The sequence below is a fragment of the Paludibaculum fermentans genome, assembly GCF_015277775.1.
GTDB lineage: Bacteria > Acidobacteriota > Terriglobia > Bryobacterales > Bryobacteraceae > Paludibaculum > Paludibaculum fermentans.
Genome location: NZ_CP063849.1, coordinates 2,933,107 through 2,952,118, shown reverse-complemented (window position 1 = coordinate 2,952,118; position 19,012 = coordinate 2,933,107). Strand labels below are relative to the sequence as shown.

At 64.3% G+C, this 19,012-nt stretch carries 12 protein-coding genes; 8 read left to right on the top strand and 4 right to left on the bottom strand.

Annotated features, from left to right (window positions below):
- Window positions 1-185: 185 nt before the first annotated feature.
- Genes IRI77_RS11550 through IRI77_RS11535 form a run of 4 tightly spaced genes read left to right on the top strand, consistent with a single transcriptional unit; the run spans window position 186 to window position 4,904 of the window.
- The gene (locus IRI77_RS11550) at window positions 186-1,073 is read left to right on the top strand and encodes an HlyD family secretion protein (protein ID WP_228486692.1); all 888 of its coding nucleotides are present in this window, start codon (window positions 186-188) and stop codon (window positions 1,071-1,073) included.
- Window positions 1,070-2,335 carry an efflux RND transporter periplasmic adaptor subunit gene (locus tag IRI77_RS11545; protein WP_194452211.1) on the top strand — a complete coding sequence of 422 codons (1,266 nt, stop codon included), beginning with the start codon at window positions 1,070-1,072 and terminating at the stop codon, window positions 2,333-2,335. Before IRI77_RS11550 ends, IRI77_RS11545 begins: the two co-directional genes overlap by 4 nt.
- A complete protein-coding gene (locus tag IRI77_RS11540; RefSeq protein ID WP_228486691.1) occupies window positions 2,332-3,657 on the top strand; it encodes an efflux RND transporter periplasmic adaptor subunit in 1,326 nt (441 codons plus the stop codon). Before IRI77_RS11545 ends, IRI77_RS11540 begins: the two co-directional genes overlap by 4 nt.
- Window positions 3,654-4,904, top strand: a complete 1,251-nt coding sequence (locus IRI77_RS11535; protein WP_194452210.1) for an ABC transporter permease — start codon at window positions 3,654-3,656, stop codon at window positions 4,902-4,904. Before IRI77_RS11540 ends, IRI77_RS11535 begins: the two co-directional genes overlap by 4 nt.
- Before the next feature lie 12 nt (window positions 4,905-4,916).
- Here the strand turns inward: IRI77_RS11535 and IRI77_RS11530 are convergent, their stop codons facing one another.
- Window positions 4,917-5,852 carry a hypothetical protein gene (locus tag IRI77_RS11530; RefSeq protein WP_194452209.1) on the bottom strand — a complete coding sequence of 312 codons (936 nt, stop codon included), beginning with the start codon at window positions 5,850-5,852 and terminating at the stop codon, window positions 4,917-4,919.
- 63 nt (window positions 5,853-5,915) lie between these two features.
- Entirely contained in the window at window positions 5,916-6,938 is a 1,023-nt protein-coding gene (locus IRI77_RS11525; protein ID WP_194452208.1) for an alpha/beta hydrolase, read from the bottom strand.
- Window positions 6,939-7,048: 110 nt separating this feature from the next.
- Between IRI77_RS11525 and IRI77_RS11520 the strand changes: the two genes are divergently transcribed.
- From IRI77_RS11520 to IRI77_RS11510, 3 genes are read left to right on the top strand one after another with little or no spacing between them, the layout of a single operon-like run.
- Window positions 7,049-9,409, top strand: coding sequence for a DUF1592 domain-containing protein (locus IRI77_RS11520; protein WP_194452207.1), 2,361 nt, complete (start codon window positions 7,049-7,051; stop codon window positions 9,407-9,409).
- The gene (locus tag IRI77_RS11515; protein ID WP_228486690.1) at window positions 9,406-10,758 is read left to right on the top strand and encodes a DUF1552 domain-containing protein; all 1,353 of its coding nucleotides are present in this window, start codon (window positions 9,406-9,408) and stop codon (window positions 10,756-10,758) included. Before IRI77_RS11520 ends, IRI77_RS11515 begins: the two co-directional genes overlap by 4 nt.
- A 7-nt stretch (window positions 10,759-10,765) precedes the next feature.
- The gene (locus IRI77_RS11510; protein WP_194452206.1) at window positions 10,766-11,830 is read left to right on the top strand and encodes a nucleoside hydrolase; all 1,065 of its coding nucleotides are present in this window, start codon (window positions 10,766-10,768) and stop codon (window positions 11,828-11,830) included.
- A gap of 12 nt (window positions 11,831-11,842) precedes the next feature.
- Here IRI77_RS11510 and IRI77_RS11505 read toward each other — a convergent pair whose 3' ends face one another.
- Window positions 11,843-14,887: a sensor histidine kinase gene (locus IRI77_RS11505; RefSeq protein ID WP_194452205.1), complete on the bottom strand. Its 3,045-nt coding sequence runs from the start codon at window positions 14,885-14,887 to the stop codon at window positions 11,843-11,845.
- A 92-nt stretch (window positions 14,888-14,979) separates the two neighbouring features.
- Window positions 14,980-15,609 (bottom strand): response regulator transcription factor, encoded by a 630-nt coding sequence (locus IRI77_RS11500; protein WP_194452204.1) that lies wholly within the window; start codon window positions 15,607-15,609, stop codon window positions 14,980-14,982.
- Window positions 15,610-16,165: 556 nt separating this feature from the next.
- Between IRI77_RS11500 and IRI77_RS11495 the strand changes: the two genes are divergently transcribed.
- A complete protein-coding gene (locus IRI77_RS11495; protein ID WP_194452203.1) occupies window positions 16,166-19,012 on the top strand; it encodes a vitamin B12-dependent ribonucleotide reductase in 2,847 nt (948 codons plus the stop codon).

The following is a 19,012-nucleotide window of genomic DNA, read 5'->3' as shown; positions in this document are numbered from 1 at the left end:
CGTCTAACGAGAGAGCACAGGTCCAGATGTTTCGAATTCTGACGGCACTAGCCGCCTCACTAATTTTGGCCGCGTGCAGCCGGCAAACGGTGGCCCCGACCGTTGCCGCGGCGTCCTCATCTCCAGTTCCTCCGGAAACTGCGATTGCGCCTGGCGAAATCCGCGCCACCGGGAAAGTAAAGGCGGTGCGCGAATTCACCGTGCAGGTGCCCCAGATTGCCGGTTTGACCGGCCAGTCCAGCCGCCTCACCGTGACGAAGATCATTGCCAGCGGGAGCAAAGTGGAGGCCGGCGACATACTGGCGGAGTTTGACCAGACACAGCAGTTGGACAATGCCCGCGAGGCCCAGGCGAAGCTCGACGACTTGAATCACCAGATCGCACAGAAGCAGGCGGAGAACCGCGCGAATGCCGAGACACGCGCTTCAGAAAAGCAGCAAGCTTCCGCCGACCTGGCTAAAGCGCAGATTCAGCTTCGCAGGAACGAGACGCTAAGCGACATTGAGCGTGCCAAGAATGAAGAAAAGGCCGCCGCGGCGCTGCTCAAGATCGGATCGCTGAAGAAGTCGCATGAGTTTAGAGCGAAGGCGGATGTAGCGGCGGTCCGCATTCTTGAATTGAAGCGGGATCGCCAGGCGGTTTCCCTGAAACGCGCTGAAACAAATGTAAACAAATTAGCGATTAAAGCGCCGCATGCCGGGATGGTTGCCCTGGAGGCAATTTGGCGCGGCGACTCCCGCGGGCCGGCACAAGAGGGCGATCAAGTCTATCCGGGCCAACCGCTGGTCCGGCTCTTCGACCCCACGGAAATGGAAGTTCACACGTCAGTGGGCGAGCCGGATGGTGCCGTGCTCGGGCCGGGCGCCCGGGCGTACGTCCGGCTGGACGCCTATCCGGATCTAGTCTTTCCCGCGCGTTTCCTCACGGCCAGCCCCGTGGCGACAGCGGACCTGGGCAGCCCCATCAAGCGCTTTACCGCGCGGTTCCTCATTGAGAAGGGCGACGCTCACCTGCTGCCGGATCTGTCGGCGGCGGTTGTCATCACGGGCCGGAAACCAGGAACGAATCCATGAAACTGAAACGCCTGCTGAAGTGGGCCGGCGCGCTGCTGTTCAGCGCCACGGCTGTCGTAGCGGTGCTCCGCCTGCGGGAAGTACGGGCGGCCACGGCGCTGCCGACGGCGCAGGTCCGCCAGGGCGAGTTCCTGGTGATTACGCGCTGCCGGGGGGAATTGCGGGCGCGCCGATCGGTATCGATCACGGCGCCCCAGAACGTGCCGGACCTGCGCATTGTCTGGCTGGCTCCGCAGAACTCGCTGGTCAAGGAAGGCGACGTCGTCATCCGCTTTGACCAGAGCAGCGCGAAGCAGCAGTTGCAGGAGAAGGAAGCCGCGCAGCGGCAGGCGCAGGCGACGCTGGACCAAGCCGTAGCCGAAGCCCGCATCACGGCTGAGGCGGACCGGTTGGCGTTGTCGGCTGCGAAGTATGCGGTGGAGAAGGCAAAGCTGGAGGTGAGCCGGCAGGAGCTGTTGAGCGTCCTGGACGCCGAGACGGCCAAGGTGAATCTCGAATCCGCGCAGCAGCAGGAGAATACGCAGAAGGCCACGGTGGGCCTGCACGAGGCCTCCGCGAAATCGAAGACCTCCTCGCTGACGCGTGTGCTGGAGCAGGCGCAGTACGAAGTGGATCTCACCAAGAGCCGCCTGGCGAAGATGGAAGTCCGTTCCCCGCTCAGCGGAGTCATCGTGTGCCAGCCGAACTACTCGCAGGGCTGGATGAATGCGAAACCGTTCAAGGTGGGCGACCAGGCGTGGCCGGGCGCCACCATCGCGGTGATCCCGGATCTGGGGACGCTCGAGATGGAAGGCAAGGTGGAGGAGATCGACCGCGGCCGCATCGAGGCGGGCAACGACGTGAAGATCCGGCTGGACTCGCTGCCGGAACTCACGGTGCCGGGCAAGCTGGCGGAGATGTCCACCATGGCCCAGGTTTCCTTCGACTGGCCGCCCAGTTACAGCTTCCGGGCCTACGCGAAGATCGATAAACCGGACACGCGGCTGCGGCCGGAGATGAACGGCTCGATGGACGTGATCGTCAATCGGCTCAAGGATGCCATCAGCGTTCCGGCCAAGGCGGTATTCACGAAAGACGGCAAGCCGATCGTGTACCTCGCTTCGGCGGGCGGCTACCGGCCGCATGAGGTGGAAGTGCTGGCGCGGAATCCGGATGAGGTGGCGCTGAAGGGCTTGGCCGCGGGTTCCGAAGTGACGCTGGTGGAACCGGAAGCGGACGAGACCAGCCCGGCTGCCGGGGCTAAGAAAGAGGCCAAAAAGTGAAGCGTTCGGCATGGCTGACCGGGGCTGTCATGACGGTGCCGGCTCTCGGCGTCCTGATCGCAGTGACCAGCGGCGCGGCGTCCAACTGGCCGGCGTGGTCGAAGCCGGAGCCGGCGGGCGCGGCGGCTGCTGCTTTGAATCTGCCCAGCACGAGCGTGAAGCGCGGAGAGGTCCAGTTCACCGTCAGCGCCCGCGGCGAGTTGCAGGGCAGCAATTCCGAGATGATGGTGGCGCCCATGACAGGGGCGCGCGAACTGATCATCACCTTCCTGCGAGAGCCCGGCGAACTGGTGAAGCAGGGCGACACCGTCGTCGAGTTCGATACCACGGAGCAGGAGTTCGCCCTGGCGGAAGCGGAGGCGGACCTGGCGGAGGCCGAGCAGCAGGTGGCGCAGGCCGAGGCCGAGACCGCCGCCAAGGAAGAAGAGACGCAGGCGCTGCTGTTGCAGGCGAAGTCCGACCTGAAGGTGGCGGAGTTGGAAGCCCGGAAGAACCCGCTGCTGGCGTCCATCCTGGCGCGGCAGAATACGCTGGCCGTGGAAGCGGCGCGCGACCGGTTGCGGCAGTTGGAGCAGGACATCGCGAACCGGGGAGCCTCCTCCCGGGCGGCGATCATGATCCAGGAAGCGGCCCGCAACAAGGCGCAGGTGAAGGCCCAGACGGCGAAGAAGAACATCGACTCGATGAAGCTGACGGCGAAGTCGGGCGGCTATGTGAACGTGCAGCAGAACACGAACGGCAACTTCATGTTCTGGGGCATGCAACTGCCGGCGTTCAAGCTAGGGGATACGGCGCGCGCCGGCATGGCGGTGGCGCAGATTCCCGATTTGAACTCATGGGAGATCCGGGCCCAGATCGCCGAACTCGATCGGGGCCACCTGGCGCCAGGGCAGCCCGCGGAAGTAGTCGTGGTCGCCATGTCGCAGAAGAGGTTCAAGGCTCACATCAAGAGCATCGGCGGGACGAATGGGTCTCCGTGGGAGCGGCGCTTCGAGTGCGTCTTTGCCCTGGACGATCCGCTGCCGGCGCTCCGGCCTGGCATGAGCGCCCGTATTACGGTGACCACCGATACGATCAAGGATGCCCTGTGGCTGCCGTCGCAGGCGCTGTTCGAGAGCGACGGCCGCACCTTCGTCTACGTGCAGTCCGGCCAGAGCTTTTCGCCGAAAGACGTGAAGCTGGTGCAGCGCAGCGAGAGCCGAGTGGTCATCACCGGCCTGAAGGAAGGCCAGGTGGTGGCGATGGCCAGCCCCGAATCCATGCAGAAGAAGAAGGGCGAGGGCGCCGGGACCGGGGCACTGAAAGCGTTGAAGGGCTCATGAGAATTCCGAGGATCTTCTCCGACATCGCCGTTTCCTTCTCGAACCTGCGGGCACAGAAGACTCGTACATTCCTTACGGCGCTTGGCATCGTGTTTGGCGTGGGTTCCGTCATCGGCATGCTCGCGATCGGCGAGGGTGCGAAGGAAGAGTCCCTGCGCTTCATTGAACAGTTGGGCGTCCGCAACATCCTCATCGAGTCGCGGCCGGCCATGAGCGCCGAGGAGTTCCAGCAGCGGAGACGCAACTCTCCGGGTTTGACGGAACGCGATGTGCGGATTGTGGAGACGAATCTGGAGTCTTTGGAGACGCTGTCGCCGCGGCGCACGCTGCATCCGCAGCGCGTCGTGCCGAAGCCGTCCGGCGACGTGCCGGAGCTCTACGGCGTCCGCGCGGCCTATGCACCGATCCACAGCCTCAAGCTGATGGAGGGTAAGTTCTTCTCGGCGGCCCACGACGATCAGAGCGCGGCCGTTTGCGTCCTGGGCGAAAAGGCCAAAGTGAGCCTGCTGGGTTACGGCAAGGCCGTGGGCCAGTTCGTCAAAGTGAACGACACATGGCTGGAGGTGGTGGGCGTCATCGGCGAACGCGTGGCCGCTTCACAGGCCGGCGGCGCCGGAGCCCACGACATCAACAACGTCGTCTACATTCCGCTGAATACGTTCCAGTACCGCTATTGGGATCGCACCAGCAACATGCGCGACGACCTGGACGGCATCGACATCCGGTTGAAGCTGGGCGCGGACAGCATCGAGTCTTCCAAGATCGTGAACGCGATCCTGAACTCCACCCACCACAACACACAGGACTTCACCGTGACGATTCCGGCGGCCCTGCTGGCGCAGCAGCAGCAGACGCAGCGGATCTTTACTTACGTGATGGTCGCCATCGCCGCCATCTCCCTGCTGGTGGGCGGCATCGGCATCATGAACATCGTGCTGGCCACCGTGCTGGAGCGTACCAGGGAAATCGGGATCCGCCGCGCGACCGGCGCCCGCCGGGTGGACATTGTGCGGCAGTTCCTGATGGAGTCCGTGCTGATCTCAGTGGGCGGCGGCCTGCTGGGGATCGCCTTCGGCTTCGGGCTATCGCATTCCATTGCGCGGTTCGCCGAATGGAAGACCATCGTCACCAGCGCGTCGGTGGTGATCGCCTTCGGGGTCTCCGTCGCGGTGGGCGTCGTGTTTGGGATCTATCCGGCCATGAAGGCGGCGCGGATCAATCCGATTGAAGCGCTGCGGTACGAGTAGCCCGGCTCCCACTCAACCGGCGGCGCCGCCGGTATTCTCCTGTTTGCTCGCCAGGAGTGGTTTGAGACTGCTGAGCGACTTCAGCACGTTGAACCAGAACGGGGCCCCCAGGCTGAGCAGTGCGATGGTGAACAGCACGCCCAGCAGGTGGCGCCGGCCTTCATAGGTGGAGTACCACGGGTTGGGATACGGCGACGGGATCAGGTTCAGCCTGGTGGCGTCCAGGCTCGATTTGATCTCCCGGGCCTGCTTCGCCAGATTCTCGAGGGCCGCCTTCTCGTCGGCTGCTGCTGCGGGCTGCTGCGCCTTCGCGCTCAACGTCGACGAGGCCGCCGCCAGCCCGGCGCGCAACTCCGCATCGGAGGAAAGCTGCGTGTAGAGCTGCAGGCTGTCCAGATGGAGCGCCAGGCAGAGCCCTACCGCGAAGAGGATCGTCCAGACGCGCATGTGTAGCCGGAACCGCTGCGCCGTGCGGCCCATCGCGGTTTCAAACCAGAACTGAAACTCTTCGGCGACGTCCACCACCGCACTGGGCGCCCCGTTGTCTCCTGGGTGCGGCTGGGCGTTCTGCACGATGTTCTGCATCGCCGTCTTCAGATCTCCGGCGCTGGTCTGCGCCGTGATCTTCTCCAGGATCCGCACGAACTCGGCCACGGTGACGTGGTTGGCCAGTTGCCACCGCTGCAGTAGCGGGACTTTCCGGCGGATGATCGACAGGGACGAGTCGGAGATCAGCGGGTGCCGCAGCACGGCCTCCGCGATGTCATGCGCGTGCTGCTTCGAATCCGGGTAGATGTTCTCGATCAGCGCCTTCAGGCCCCACCTCAAGTTGGTGCCCCGCAGGCCGAGGAAGGCCGAGACCATCTGTGTGAAAGTCGTGATCAGCAGGCTCACGCCCAGCATGACGGTGGCAAAGGCGATGAGCGTATCCAGGTGCTCCAGGGACATGGCGGTACTCCTCCGAGTACTTGATGACTACACCCCCACCTCAGAACACAAGACGAAGGCGGTTCAGTTCGCCGGCGCGGAAGGCTTCTTGGCCTCGCGGACGGAGCGCTCGACCATGTCGTGCACGTCGGTTGAAACCGCCTGGTCGCGCCACAGCCAGCGCATCATCTCCGGCAGGATGGGCCCGCCCATCTTCTGCCCGTGCCGGTTGACGCCCCAGGTGTAGTTCACGTCATAGCCCTTGGCGGTGAGCGCCTTCATCATGCGGACGTTCTGATAGAACCAGTCGCGCTTCTCGTCGTAGGTGCCGTCCTGGCGCAGGCCGCGATTGTCGTTCCGCCCATCCTGCAGGAAAATGCGGATCGGTTTCTTCTCCGCCTTGAGGATCAGGTCCGGATACACATGGCCGCCGCGCAGGTTGACGAAGCTGCCCACGACGCTTAGCACCTTGTGGAACTCGTTGGGCCGCTCCCAGGCGACGGTGAAGGCGGCGATGGCGCCGGAACTCGCTCCGCCGATGCCGCGCTGCTCGGGGTCCTTCGAGATGTTGTAGCTTTTGTTCAGCACGGGCAGCAGTTCGTCGACGATCACCCGCGCGTACTTGTCATCCAGCGTGTTGTACTCCGTCGGACGGTTGGTGGTGCGGTCGCCCCACTCCTTGGCATTGGGCTCCGGTTGATCAGGACGGCGGCCCGGATTGATGAACACGCCGAGCATTACCGGTATTTCACGACGAAATATCAGATTGTCCATGACGTTTTGCGCACGCGCATCCCCCTCGGCGTTCATGAACGCCTGCCCGTCATTGAACACCATCAAACTGGCCGGCACGGCCGGGTCATATTGCGCCGGGACGTACACCCAGTAGGTGTGCTGCGTGCCCGGATAGGCCTCGCTGGGCAGCGTGAACGGCCCGCGAATCTCACCCTTGGGCACGCCTTCCTGGGGCAGGGAATCGGGGCCCAGATGGTAGTAGATATCGGGGTTCGGCGCCTGGTTCGCGGCGGGTGCGTTGCCTTGCGCCGACGCGATTCCAGGAAGCCCCACTACGAGGAGGGAGAAAACAAAGGCAGGTGTTCGGTGCATAGGGACGGGTGAGTGATTGAAATTGAATTACTCGCGTGTCAAGATTATCATGCCCCGCAATCGTATCCGTAGTAACTTGTCAAGGATGTAATCCGCCTACCAGAGGGGGTATGCGTATCACCACTCGTCGTCTGGCTATTGCCGTCTCTGTCGCCGGCCTGCTTGTAGCGGAGCAGATGCCCGCGCCTGCGAAGAAACCCGCGGCACCGGCTGCCGCGGCGGCGCCCACGTTCGAGAAGACGGTTGCTCCGGTGCTCAACAAGACCTGCGCCCCCTGCCACAACAGCCAGATGGCCTCCGGCGGCTTCGACACCGACCACTTCCTGAACCCTGCCTCCGTCTCCACCCAGCGCGACGGCTGGGACCGCATCCTGATGAAGCTGCGCAACGGCGAGATGCCGCCCAAGGGGACCCCGAAATCCCAGGCGGCGATCGATTCGCTCGTTCACTATGTCCAGGGCGAAGTCGACAAGATCGACCGCAACGCCAAGCCAGACCCCGGCCGTGTCGTCGCCCACCGCCTGAATCGCACTGAGTATTCGAACACGATCCGCGACCTGCTGGGCCTGGAGTTCCGCGCGCAGAAGGACTTCCCCACCGACGACTCCGGCGAAGGCTTCGACAACATCGCCGACATCCTCACCATCTCGCCGGTGCTGATGGAGAAGTACCTGTCCGCCGCCGAACGCATTGCGTCCCGCGCGTTGGCGGCCGACCCGCTGCCCAAGCCCATCCAGGTGGACTACGCCAACAAGGACAAACGCATCCGCCGCGTCGACCCCAGCACCATCGAAGCCACCCACCGCGTCGAGTTCGACGGCGACTACACCGTCCGGTTCGCGCTGCCGGGCGAGCGGCCCAAGGATGCCAAGCCGGTCCAACTCGCGTTCTGGATGGACGGCAAGCTGCTGGCCACCAAGCTGATCGAAACGAAGCCATCGGGTCTGGTCTACTTCGACCCCTATTCCGAAGAGGAGCTGCGGCTGTTCCTGCCGGAAGGCGACCACCTCTTCCGCGCCGGCTTTCTGAACGACGACTTTGTGAAGGGTCTTGAGGCCAAGGAACTCTACAAGCGGAAGTCGAACAAATACCTCGACGGCATGCTCTTCATCGGGCCGTTCAAGCCCGCCAATCCTCCGCCCAGCCGCGCCAAGGTACTCATCTGCGACCCGAATTCGGGACCGGCCTGCCAGGACAGGATCGTAACGAACCTGGCTCGCCGGGCCTACCGCCGCCCGGTCACCCGGACCGAAGTGGCGTCGCTGCTCAAGTTCGTCGCCCTCGCGAAAGAGCATGGCCAGTCCACCGAGCAGGGGATCCAACTGGCGCTCCAGGCGATCCTGGTGTCGCCGAACTTCCTCTTCCACATCGAGCGCGATCCCAACCCGGCTGACCCCGGCGCCGTGCATCCTGTTTCCGGTGTCGAACTCGCCTCGCGGCTGAGCTACTTCCTCTGGAGTTCCATGCCGGACGACGAACTCCTGGCGCTCGGAGAATCTGGCAAGCTGAGGGCGCCTGGCGTCCTGGATGCCCAGGTCAAGCGCCTGCTGGCCGATCCACGCTCGGCAGCCCTGGCGGACAGTTTCGCGGCCCAGTGGCTGGAGATCCGCAACCTGGATGTGGTGAAGCCCGATCCGCAGAAGTTCCCCGACTGGAATCCGGAACTGCGCGACGCCATGCGCATGGAGACCAGCCTGTTCTTCGACCATGTTCTGCGGCAGAACCGCCCGATGGCCGACTTCCTGGACGCCAAGTACACGTTCCTCAACGAACGCCTGGCGAAGCACTACGGGATTGCCGGTGTCTCCGGTCCTGAGTTCCGCCGCGTCGAACTGACCAGCGACCAGCGCGGCGGCATTCTGAGCCAGGCAAGCGTCCTCACCGTCTCCAGCTACCCGACGCGGACCTCCGTCGTGATCCGCGGCAAGTATGTCCTGCAGGAGATTCTCGGCGCTCCTCCGCCTCCGCCTCCGCCCGACGTTCCGCCATTAGACGAAGCCGCTGTCGGAACCTCGCTCTCCCTGCGCCAGCAGATGGAGAAGCACCGCTCCAACGCGGTCTGCGCGTCGTGCCACTCCAAAATGGATCCGCTCGGCTTCGGCCTGGAGAACTACGACGGCATCGGCAAATGGCGCACCATGGACGGCAAGTTCCCGGTGGATTCCAGCGGGATCCTGCCGAACGGCCAGTCGTTCACGACCCCGGCCGAAATGCGAGCCGTGCTGAAGTCCCAGCTTCCGCAGTTCGCCCGCTGCGTCATCGAGAAATTGATGATCTATGGGTTGGGGCGCGGCATGGCGACGCCGGACCGGCGGGTGATCGACGAGATCGGCAAGAAGCTGGCCGCGGACGGCTACCCCTTCCAGACGGCGATCTTTGAAGTGGTGAAGAGCATGCCGTTCCAGATGCGGCGCGGTGAACTGGTGAGCAGCGACAAGCAGGCGAAACCCAAGGAGGTTGCCCAGAGATGAAGATCACGCGGAAAGCCCTTCCGAGAAGAACGATCCTGCGCGGTATGGGCGCCGCCGTCGGCTTGCCCTTCCTGGATGCCATGCTGCCGGCGATGGCCACGCCGGCGCAGGCCGCTGTCGCCAAGACTCCTCTGCGCCTGGCCTTTGCCTACGTGCCGAACGGCATCATCATGAACCACTGGAACCCTTCATATGAGGGCCAGTTGGGCGAGCTGCCGCGCATCCTGAAGGCGATGGAGCCGCACCGGGACGACATCCTGATGCTGGGCAACCTGACCCACAACACCGGCCGTGCGCTGCTGGACGGAGCAGGCGATCACGGGCGTTGTTCCGGCTCGTACCTCACCGGCATCCAAGTGAAGAAGACGATGGTCGACATCAAGGCCGGCGTCTCGTGCGACCAGATCGTGGCCAAACACCTGGGCGAGCAGACGCGGTTCCCCTCGCTGGAAGTGGGCATGGAAGATGCGCGCCAGGCCGGCGACTGCGACTCCGGCTACTCCTGCGCCTATACGAACAACCTTGCCTGGAAGAGCGAGACCCAGCCGCTGCCGCCGCTGCTCGATCCGCGCGCGATGTTCGAGCGGCTGTTTGGTACCGGAGCCGTGCGCAGCCCCGAAGCCAAGGCGCGCCAGGCCGACTACCGACGCAGCATTCTCGACTTCGTCAACTCCGAGACCGGCAAGCTCAAATCGGCCCTGGGCCCCTCAGACAATCGCAAGCTGGACGAGTACCTCACCTCCATCCGCGAAGTGGAGCGCCAGATCGACCGGGCCGAGAAGACCAACGCCCAGATCGATCCCAAGATGGAGAAGCCCTACGGCGTACCGGCCGACTTCTCGGAGCACTTCAAGCTCATGACCGACATGATCACCATCGCGTTCCAGGCCGACCTGACGCGCGTGGTGACGTTCCTCATGACGCGCGAAGGCACCTCTCGCCCCTATCGCGAGCTCGACATCGCCGACGGGCACCACCCGTGCACGCACCACATGAACAAACCCGACCTCATCGAGAAGGTGGTGCGCATCAACACCTACCACGTCGCGCAGATGGCCGGCTGGGTGGAGAAGTTGAAGACGACGAAGGAGTCCACGGGCAGCCTGCTGGACAACATGATGCTTGTCTACGGTGCCGGTCTCTCGGACGGCAACCGCCACCTGCACGAGGATCTGCCCACCATTCTGATTGGCAAGGGCGGCAATACCATCAAACCGGGCCGCCGCGTGGTCTTTCGCCGCGAAACCCCGATGTGCAACATGCACCTGGCGCTGATGGAGCGCATGGGTGTCCACATGGAGCACTTCGGCGACGCCACCGGGCAGTTGAATCTGGCTGAACTTTCCTAGGGCGGCTATGCAGTTCTCAGGTCTAGCGAAACCGCCCATCGGGGTCGTGGTCGACTCCGCGCTGGGCGATGGGATCGACGATGTACTGGCGCTGGCCTTGCTCTATGCCCTGGAAGGCAAGAGCGAGACCCGTGTTATTTCCACCAGCACCACGAAGTCCTCGCTCCGGTCGGCGATGTTCGCCGAGGCGCTGACGAAGTTCCTCATGGGTCCACCTCCGCCCAGGCCCACCTCCGGTGTCTTCGCCGGCTTTCAGCGGCCGGTGCCCGCCATCGGCATGGCCGACAACGGCAAGCTCGCCCAGGACACCCCCGTTCTTCAGGCCGTGCTCGACAAGAAGAACGACCAGGGCGAGCCGTTGTATCCGCGGGCCATCGCCAAGCTGAACGATACCGCTGATCCAGCTGCGCTGATCCGCAACGCCCTCACGGCGCAGAACGATGAAAACTGCCTGGTATTGCTCGCCGGGCCGGCCACCAATCTTGTGGCCATGATGGCGCTGCCCGGCTCCATGGAGCTCATCCGCGCCAAGGTGAAGGTGCTGATGCTGGCCTGGGGCGGTTACCCCGAAGGCTCCGCCGATCCCAAGGTGACAGCGGACCTGGCCGCGGCCCGTCAACTTCTGGCCACCTGGCCGACCCCCATCGTCGCGGCCGGCGCCGAGGTGGGCAGCGCCATTCCGTTTCCGGGTGAGAGCCTAGGGACGGACTTTGCCTGGGCTCCGAGCCACCCCGTCGTCGATGCCTACACCGCTTACCACGCGCAGCCCTTTGACGCCCCCGCCCCGGCCCTGGCTGCCGCCTTGTATTCCATCCGTCCGGATTGCGGCTTCACCCTGTCTGCTCCTGGAGCCATCACCCTGCTCGACGATGGCCGGCTCCGTTTTGCGGCGGCGGCCGGAGGAAAGCACAGTTACCTCGTCGCCGATCCGGCGCGCAAGGCGGAGATCCAGCGGACCTATGTCGAACTGGTGAGCGCCAAACCGGTGGCGCGGCCCATGCGCCGCCGCACCCAGGAGAAGAAGGACGAGGTCCTCCCGGCCCCGGTCAAGCCCTCGGAGCCGCCCAACTAAGCCCGTTGGCGATCACGAGAGGCTGCCCGGCGGTTTGACGAGCTGCTTGAGCCTGGTAGCCAGGCTGCTCCGCGCCTGCGTCCGTTCCACATAGAGAAGCCGGCCAGGGACCACCAGTTCCACTTCCGAGCCGGCTCCGGGACTGCTGAAGATCCTCAGCTTGCCGCCGATCCGTTCCGCGCGCTCCTGCATCGTGGCCAGGCCGAAATGTCCCTGCCGGCCTCGCTCTGATATCTCGGGCGGTATGCCCTTCCCGTTATCGCGGATCCTCAGCGCCAGATCGTGTGCGTAATGGAGCTCCACTTCCACCTTGCTGCCGCTGGAGTGATGCACCGCGTTGCGAATCGCCTCGCAGCCGATGCGGTACAACTCGTCGCGCAGGATCGGATGCATCTGCTTGGGCTCGCCAAACACAGAGAGCACCACCTGCATCGACTCCGGGACCTGTGCATCTTCAGCGGCCTGCCGTAGCCCTTCGGCCAGATCGTTGGTTTGTGTCGTGGAGGCGCGCAGCGCGTTCACCGCCGCGCGGCCCTCCTCCGTGGCCTGCGCCATCCATTCGGACAACCGCCCCAGCGCATGCCGCATCCGCACCGGATCCTCCGGGGCGCCCAGCGCATCGTCGGCCACCATGCGGCTGCCTTGGATCGTCTGCAGCAGGGTGTCGTGCAGTTCGCGGGCCAGCCGTGTCCGTTCCGCCAGCCGTTCGTCGAAGCGCGCGTTCAAGCCCGCCGCGACCTGGTGAATGCGGATGCGGTAGCCCAGCCAGATGGCGCCCAGCAGCAGCGCCGCGCACACGAATTGGAACCGAAGGGTCTGGTAGTATGCCGGCCGGACGGAGAAGCTCAACGAGTCGCCCGCCTCGTTCCAGGCGCCATCCGGGCCGCTGGCAATCAGCCGGAAGCGGTACGATCCCGGGTCCAGGCGGCTGTAGAACGCCTGCCGCCGCGTGCCTGGTTCCTGCCAGGCGCTGTCGTGTCCCTCCAACAGGTAGCGAAATCTGACCTTCTGCGGCAGCGCCAGGCTGGTGGCCGCATAGTCGATCTGCACCTCCTTTGTCAGAGCCGGTAGTTCCAGGCCCGGCTTGGGGGCGTAGGCCCGTCGGTCGGCGACCGCCTGCTCGATGTGAACCGGGGGCGGCGGCCCCGTTGCGCTCAATTCCCCGGGGTCGAACACCTGTACAACCTTGTCCGATACGAACCAGATGCGGCCGTCGACCGACTGGGTGATGGAGGGGGTGAAGGACGACGGACCGGGGCGGGCGCCATCCAGTGCGTCGAAGGCCCTCACCTGCACCGTCACTTCCGGATGCGCCCACCATCGGTCGACCTCTTCGCGCGGGAGCGTCAACAGCCCGCATTCGGAAAGGATCCACAACCGGCCCTGGCGATCCCGCAACTGGCCGAAGACGGCGGCGCAGGGCAGGCCATTTTCCTTCCCCAGCCTTTTCGCGACTCCATCCTTCCATCGGATCAGGCCTTGCCGGTGTGAAATCCACACTGCACCGTCCGGATCTGTGTGGATCTCCCGGATCGCCGCTGGATCACCCTTGCCGCCGCCCCTCAGCGAGAACCGCTCGATCCGGCCGTCTTTGTAGCGAGCCAGATCCCCAGACCGCAAGCCCAGCCAGAGCGCGCCGCCGCCCGCATCGGCCAGTCCTCGCCCGGTCGGCACACGGCCGGATTCGAACTCCTCCACGACCCGCTCGTTCCGGATGCGCACCAGGCGCCGCGGCGGGGTGATGACTTCAGCCCAGATATCGCCGCCGTCGACCGAGATCATGGTCCAGACGGTTCCCAGGGACGGACCATGCAGGCCCGGAATCCGACGGAAGCGGCCTTTGTCCAGAATCAGCAAATCGCCGTCGACACCCACCCACAGCCGCCCTGCCGCGTCCTCCAGCAGCGCGGTGACCCGGCGGCCCGGCAGGCCGTTGGGGGCCTGAATCGCATGCGCCACCCCATCCTGGATGTACTCGAGGGCGCTGCCATTGCCGCTCCAGACCTTGCCGTCCCTCGTCCCCAGGATCGAACTTGCCTTGTCCGCCGTCAGGCCCTCTCGCATGGAATAGGTGGTGATGTGGAGGTCTCGGAAGCGGTCAAGTCCATTGGAAGTGGCCACCCAAACGTTGCCCTCCCGGTCCTCAAACAGGTCATTGACCCCGGCGCTCGACAGGCCGTCCTCCGCGCGGAAATGTTCGAAGGTCCCGTCGTGCAGGCGGTAGAGGCCGTGAGCGGCAGTGCCCACCCAGGTCATGCCGGCGTGATCCACCGCCAGTGCGATGACTTCCAACTTCCCGCCAGGCGCCGCGGCCAGGGGGATGCCCCGCCACACGCCGTGCGCGCGCTGCTGCAGGATTGGCCCCCCTCCGCGGCGCTCGATTCCAGCCCAGACGGCGCCGTCCGGCCCGGTGGCCAGGGCCGACACTCCGGGCAGGCCCGCCGCCACCGCCAACCGGTCAGTGAGATGGACCTCTGAGAAACCCGGCCGCCAGCGGAACAGGCCCTCCGGCGATCCACCCCAGAAATCCCCGTTCCCGTCGCGCCGCAAGGGGCCCACTAGCGCGAACGGTACTCCTTCCGGCTTGCCGTAACAGTGGGCCTTGTCGCCCTCGACCTTGCAGATGGGGCCGCTCGCCTCGGCTGGTCGAGACCGTGAAAACCACACATTGCCGTCTGGATCCTCCACGATGGCATTGATGTAGCCTCGCCCCGTCGTGTAGTTCCACAGAACACCGTTCCGCCAGCGCGCCAGGCCCGAGGGCGTGCCGATCCAAAGACTGCCATCCCGCGTCCCGCGCAGGGAGTTGATGGTGGGATTCGGCAGTTGTTGCCCGGCCGGCGGCTCCCAGGGCACGAACCGGACCCCGTCAAACCGCACCAAGCCGGCGTCGGTTCCGATCCACAGATACCCATCGGCGGTCTGCGCCAGTGCATTGGGCGTCGCGCCGAATGCGCCATCCTCGATGCGCCAGGCCGTGTGCGCGTATTGGGTCAGGCGGCGCGCCGGGTTCAGCGCCAGACACGGCGCCACGGCCAGCACGGTCCATAGAGCCAAACGGGCGCACGTCCACCCGCCAAGCGGCGTCCTGCCACCCCTGAAGCGTCCAGCTCTCCCGCTCGCGCGCGGTGCCATATGCGGTTCCCGGCTCAGTCCGTCAGCAGTCCACGTTTCAGTGCGATGGCGACGGCATGCGTCCTGTCGTTCGCGCTGAGCTTCTCCACCAGATTCCTGATGTGATAATTGACCGTCGTTTCCGAGATGAACAGCAGCGCGGCGATCTCCTTGTTCCGGTTGCCATCCCGGATCAGGCCCAGCACCTCGAGCTCCCGCTCGGTGAGGTGTTCGTCTCCCAGATACTCCGCCAGCCGGGCCGCCACGTCCGGCGGCACATGCCTCTGGCCGGAGTGGACCGTCCGGATGGCGGCCAGCAGTTCGTTCTTGTGCGAACTCTTCAGCAGGTAGGCGGCGGCGCCCGCCCGCAAGGCGCGTCCAATCTCGCCGTCCCCTTCCGACGTGCTCAGCATGATGATGCGCGCTTGGGGAAACTCCGCGCGGATGGCGATCAGCGCATCGATGCCGGTTTCCCCCGGCAGCCGGACGTCCATCAGGGTAATGGCTGGCTTGTGCAGCCGGAACAGGGTCAAGGCCTCCTGGGCGTCCGCCGCGTTGGCGACCAGCATCATGTCCGGCTGGGAGGCCAGGATCGTGGCCAGTCCTTCGCGAAAGATCGGATGATCCTCCACGCTCAGGATGCGGATTGGCTTCTCTGCTTCCATAGGGCGGTTGAACTGCTGGATTGGGGTGTTGGTGGTGTAATCCCGGGGCACAAGCCCGGCTTGGAGACTGCTATCGAATGCCAGCCTCTCCTGATGAAGATTATTTTAACCTACCAAAGGGTGCAGAATGGGGGAAGGGGCGCGCAAAGGCCGAAGACCGACTCGGAAGCAGCCGGACTCCGGCGGTCTGCCACCCCGCTGGCGAGGCTGCTCGGCCAACCCGGTATGCTCTGAACAGCTATCCGCCCACCTCGTATCCTTTACTTTAAGAATGGGCCGTTTTGGCGGTAATAATCCGGATTGGAGCTATCGTTCGATGTGAAGATTTGCCCTAGGGAGTACTACGCGGAAACCCCGACTCCCCTTGCCGCCGATTGTCACACTTTCATGAAATTCGATCACCAGCGCTATCAAGCACATGCACACGATCTATGGATTGGAGTATTGACCGCCCACAACATATTGGGGTATTGTTTCGAGTGCCCCCTGACATATTCAGCGTATCCTGAACCCCCTGTCTGGGCGTATTGTTCTCTAAAAAACCAAGGAGCCACCGATGGGCCAGCTAAGTGTGGACTTGAGCGCTCACATCAAAACTTTTCGCCGCAATTTGCGGAAGGAGGAACGGAATGGTCTCAGTTTCCCCCGTTATTTCACTGCCAGGTTGGAGGCGGGTAAAACACCTTACGATGAAGTAAGGTGGGAGCTGCGGACTGCTTCGATCGGCAACGACAAGGGTGCGATGATCTTCGAACAGAAGGATCTCGAAGTGCCCTCGGATTGGTCGCAGACCGCCACCAACATCGTTGCTTCCAAGTACTTTCATGGCAAGATGGGCACGCCTGAGCGGGAGCGCTCGGTCGCCCAGTTGATCCACCGTGTGGTCGACACCATCAGCGAGTGGGGCATCGAGGGCCGCTACTTCCGCTCCCTCGAGGACGCCGCCAATTTCCGGAACGAACTGGCGCATCTGATGCTGACCCAGAAGGCCTGCTTCAATTCCCCGGTCTGGTTCAACGTCGGCGTCAAGGAAGAGAATCGCGGTTACGGCTGGTATTACGACGAGTCTACCGACTCGATCAACAAACTCGACAAATCGAACCACCGACCCCAGTGCTCGGCCTGCTTCATCAACTCCGTTCAGGATTCGCTCGAGTCGATTCTCGATCTCGCGAAGACGGAAGGCATGCTCTTCAAGTGGGGTTCCGGCACCGGTACGAACCTGTCCACCCTGCGCGAAGAGAACGGCTTGCTGTGGGGCGGCGGCCGCGCCTCCGGTCCCCTCAGCTTCATGAAGGGCTTCGACGCCTTCGCCGGCGTCATCAAGTCGGGCGGCAAGACGCGCCGCGCGGCCAAGATGGTCATCCTGAACGCCGAACACCCCGACGTCGAGCAGTTCATCTGGTGCAAGGCGAAGGAAGAGCGCAAAGCCCACACGCTGATCGACGCAGGCTACGACCAGTCGCTCGATGGCGAGGCCTACGCCTCCATCTTCTTCCAGAACGCCAACAACAGTGTGCGCGCCACCGACGCATTCATGCAGTCCGTGATCGACGACACCGATTGGTGGACCAAGTCGGTCGTCACCGGCGAGAACGTCCGCAAGTTCCGCGGCCGCGACCTGATGCGCTCCATCGCCGAAGCCACCTGGCAGTGCGGCGATCCGGGCATGCAGTTCGATACCACCATCAACAAGTGGCATACCTCCAAGAACACCGCCCGCATCAACGCTTCGAACCCCTGTTCGGAGTACATGTTCCTGGACGACTCGGCCTGCAACCTGGCCTCGCTGAACCTGATGCGGTTCGTCAGCGCCGGCGGCACGTTTGATGTGGAAGCCTTCCGCCACGCCGTGGACACCGTGATTCTCGCCCAGGAGATCCTGGTCGACAGCGCCAGCTATCCCACTGAGCGGATCGCGCGGAACTCGCACGACTACCGCCCGCTGGGCCTCGGTTTCGCCAATCTTGGCTCCCTGCTGATGTCCATGGGCGTGCCCTACGACAGCGACCAGGGCCGTGCCTGGGCCGGCGCCATCAGCGCGGTGATGTGCGGCCAGTCCTACCTCACCAGCGCCCGTATTGCTGAAGTCGTCGGGCCGTGTCCCGGCTACCCCATCAATGAGGAGCCCTTCCTCGACGTCATCAAGATGCATGGCGACCAGGTGAACGGCATCGACTCCAAACTGGTGCCCCCGGCCCTCTTCCAGGCCGCTCACGAAACCTGGAAACAGGCCTACGAGCTCGGCCAGAAGACCGGCTACCGCAACGCCCAGACCACGGTCATCGCGCCCACCGGCACCATCGGTTTCATGATGGATTGCGACACCACCGGCGTCGAACCCGACCTGGCCCTGGTGAAGTACAAGAAGCTCGTCGGCGGCGGCGTCATCAAGATCGTCAACAACACCGTCCCGGCCGCGCTGATCCGTCTCGGCTACTCGCCGGAACAGGTGGAGAAGATCGTCGCCCACATCGACACCACGGGCTCCATCGAAGGCGCGCCCGAATTGAAGGCCGAGCACCTGCCGGTGTTCGATTGCTCCTTCAAGTCGCCCAAGGGTACCCGCTATATCCACCATATGGGCCACATCCGGATGATGGCCGCGGTTCAGCCGTTCATCTCCGGTGCCATTTCGAAGACCATCAACATGCCCGAGGAGTCCTCCGTCGAGGACGTCATGGGCGCCTACATCGAGAGCTGGAAACTCGGCCTGAAAGCGGTGGCCATCTACCGCGACGGTTCGAAGCGCGTCCAGCCGCTCAGTTCCGGCAGCGGCAAGGGCGAGAAGAAGTCCATCGCCTCCCAGGCGGCGGTGCCCGCACCGGCCCCGGCCCGCATCGAGGAGCGCATCGTCTACCGTCCGCTGCGCCGGAAGCTGCCCGATGAGCGGCAGTCGATCACCCACAAGTTCTCCATCGCGGGGCACGAAGGCTACATCACGGTGGGCATGTTCGAGGACGGGACGCCCGGCGAACTGTTCATCACGATGGCGAAGGAAGGCTCCACCATCTCGGGGCTCATGGACAGTTTCGCCACCACGGTGAGCTATGCCCTGCAGTACGGTGTGCCGGTCCAGTTCTTTGTGGACAAGTTCAGCCACGTCCGGTTCGAGCCCTCCGGCTACACCGGCAACCCGAACATCCCGTATGCCAAGTCCATCATGGACTACATCTTCCGCTGGCTCGCCCTGAAGTTCATCGGGCCGAACACGGTGGAGAATGAAGCCGGCCTCAGCACCAAGCTGCGCCCGACTGAGCCGGAGCCGCAGCAGAAGCTGCAATTCTCTCCGGCCGACGGCATGCAGGACGCGCCCGCCTGTTCCGAATGCGGCGGCCTGATGACCCGCAACGGTTCCTGCTACAAGTGCGAGAACTGCGGCGGCACCTCCGGCTGCTCTTAG

What these genes read in the sequence shown, in the direction of transcription:
- IRI77_RS11545 (WP_194452211.1), top strand. Translation starts at nt 1,070, where the DNA reads ATGAAACTGAAACGCCTGCTGAAGTGGGCCGGCGCGCTGCTGTTCAGC.
- IRI77_RS11535 (WP_194452210.1), top strand. Translation starts at nt 3,654, where the DNA reads ATGAGAATTCCGAGGATCTTCTCCGACATCGCCGTTTCCTTCTCGAAC.
- IRI77_RS11530 (WP_194452209.1), bottom strand. Translation starts at nt 5,852, where the DNA reads ATGTCCCTGGAGCACCTGGATACGCTCATCGCCTTTGCCACCGTCATG.
- IRI77_RS11525 (WP_194452208.1), bottom strand. Translation starts at nt 6,938, where the DNA reads ATGCACCGAACACCTGCCTTTGTTTTCTCCCTCCTCGTAGTGGGGCTT.
- IRI77_RS11520 (WP_194452207.1), top strand. Translation starts at nt 7,049, where the DNA reads ATGCGTATCACCACTCGTCGTCTGGCTATTGCCGTCTCTGTCGCCGGC.
- IRI77_RS11515 (WP_228486690.1), top strand. Translation starts at nt 9,406, where the DNA reads ATGAAGATCACGCGGAAAGCCCTTCCGAGAAGAACGATCCTGCGCGGT.
- IRI77_RS11510 (WP_194452206.1), top strand. Translation starts at nt 10,766, where the DNA reads ATGCAGTTCTCAGGTCTAGCGAAACCGCCCATCGGGGTCGTGGTCGAC.
- IRI77_RS11500 (WP_194452204.1), bottom strand. Translation starts at nt 15,609, where the DNA reads ATGGAAGCAGAGAAGCCAATCCGCATCCTGAGCGTGGAGGATCATCCG.
- IRI77_RS11495 (WP_194452203.1), top strand. Translation starts at nt 16,166, where the DNA reads ATGGGCCAGCTAAGTGTGGACTTGAGCGCTCACATCAAAACTTTTCGC.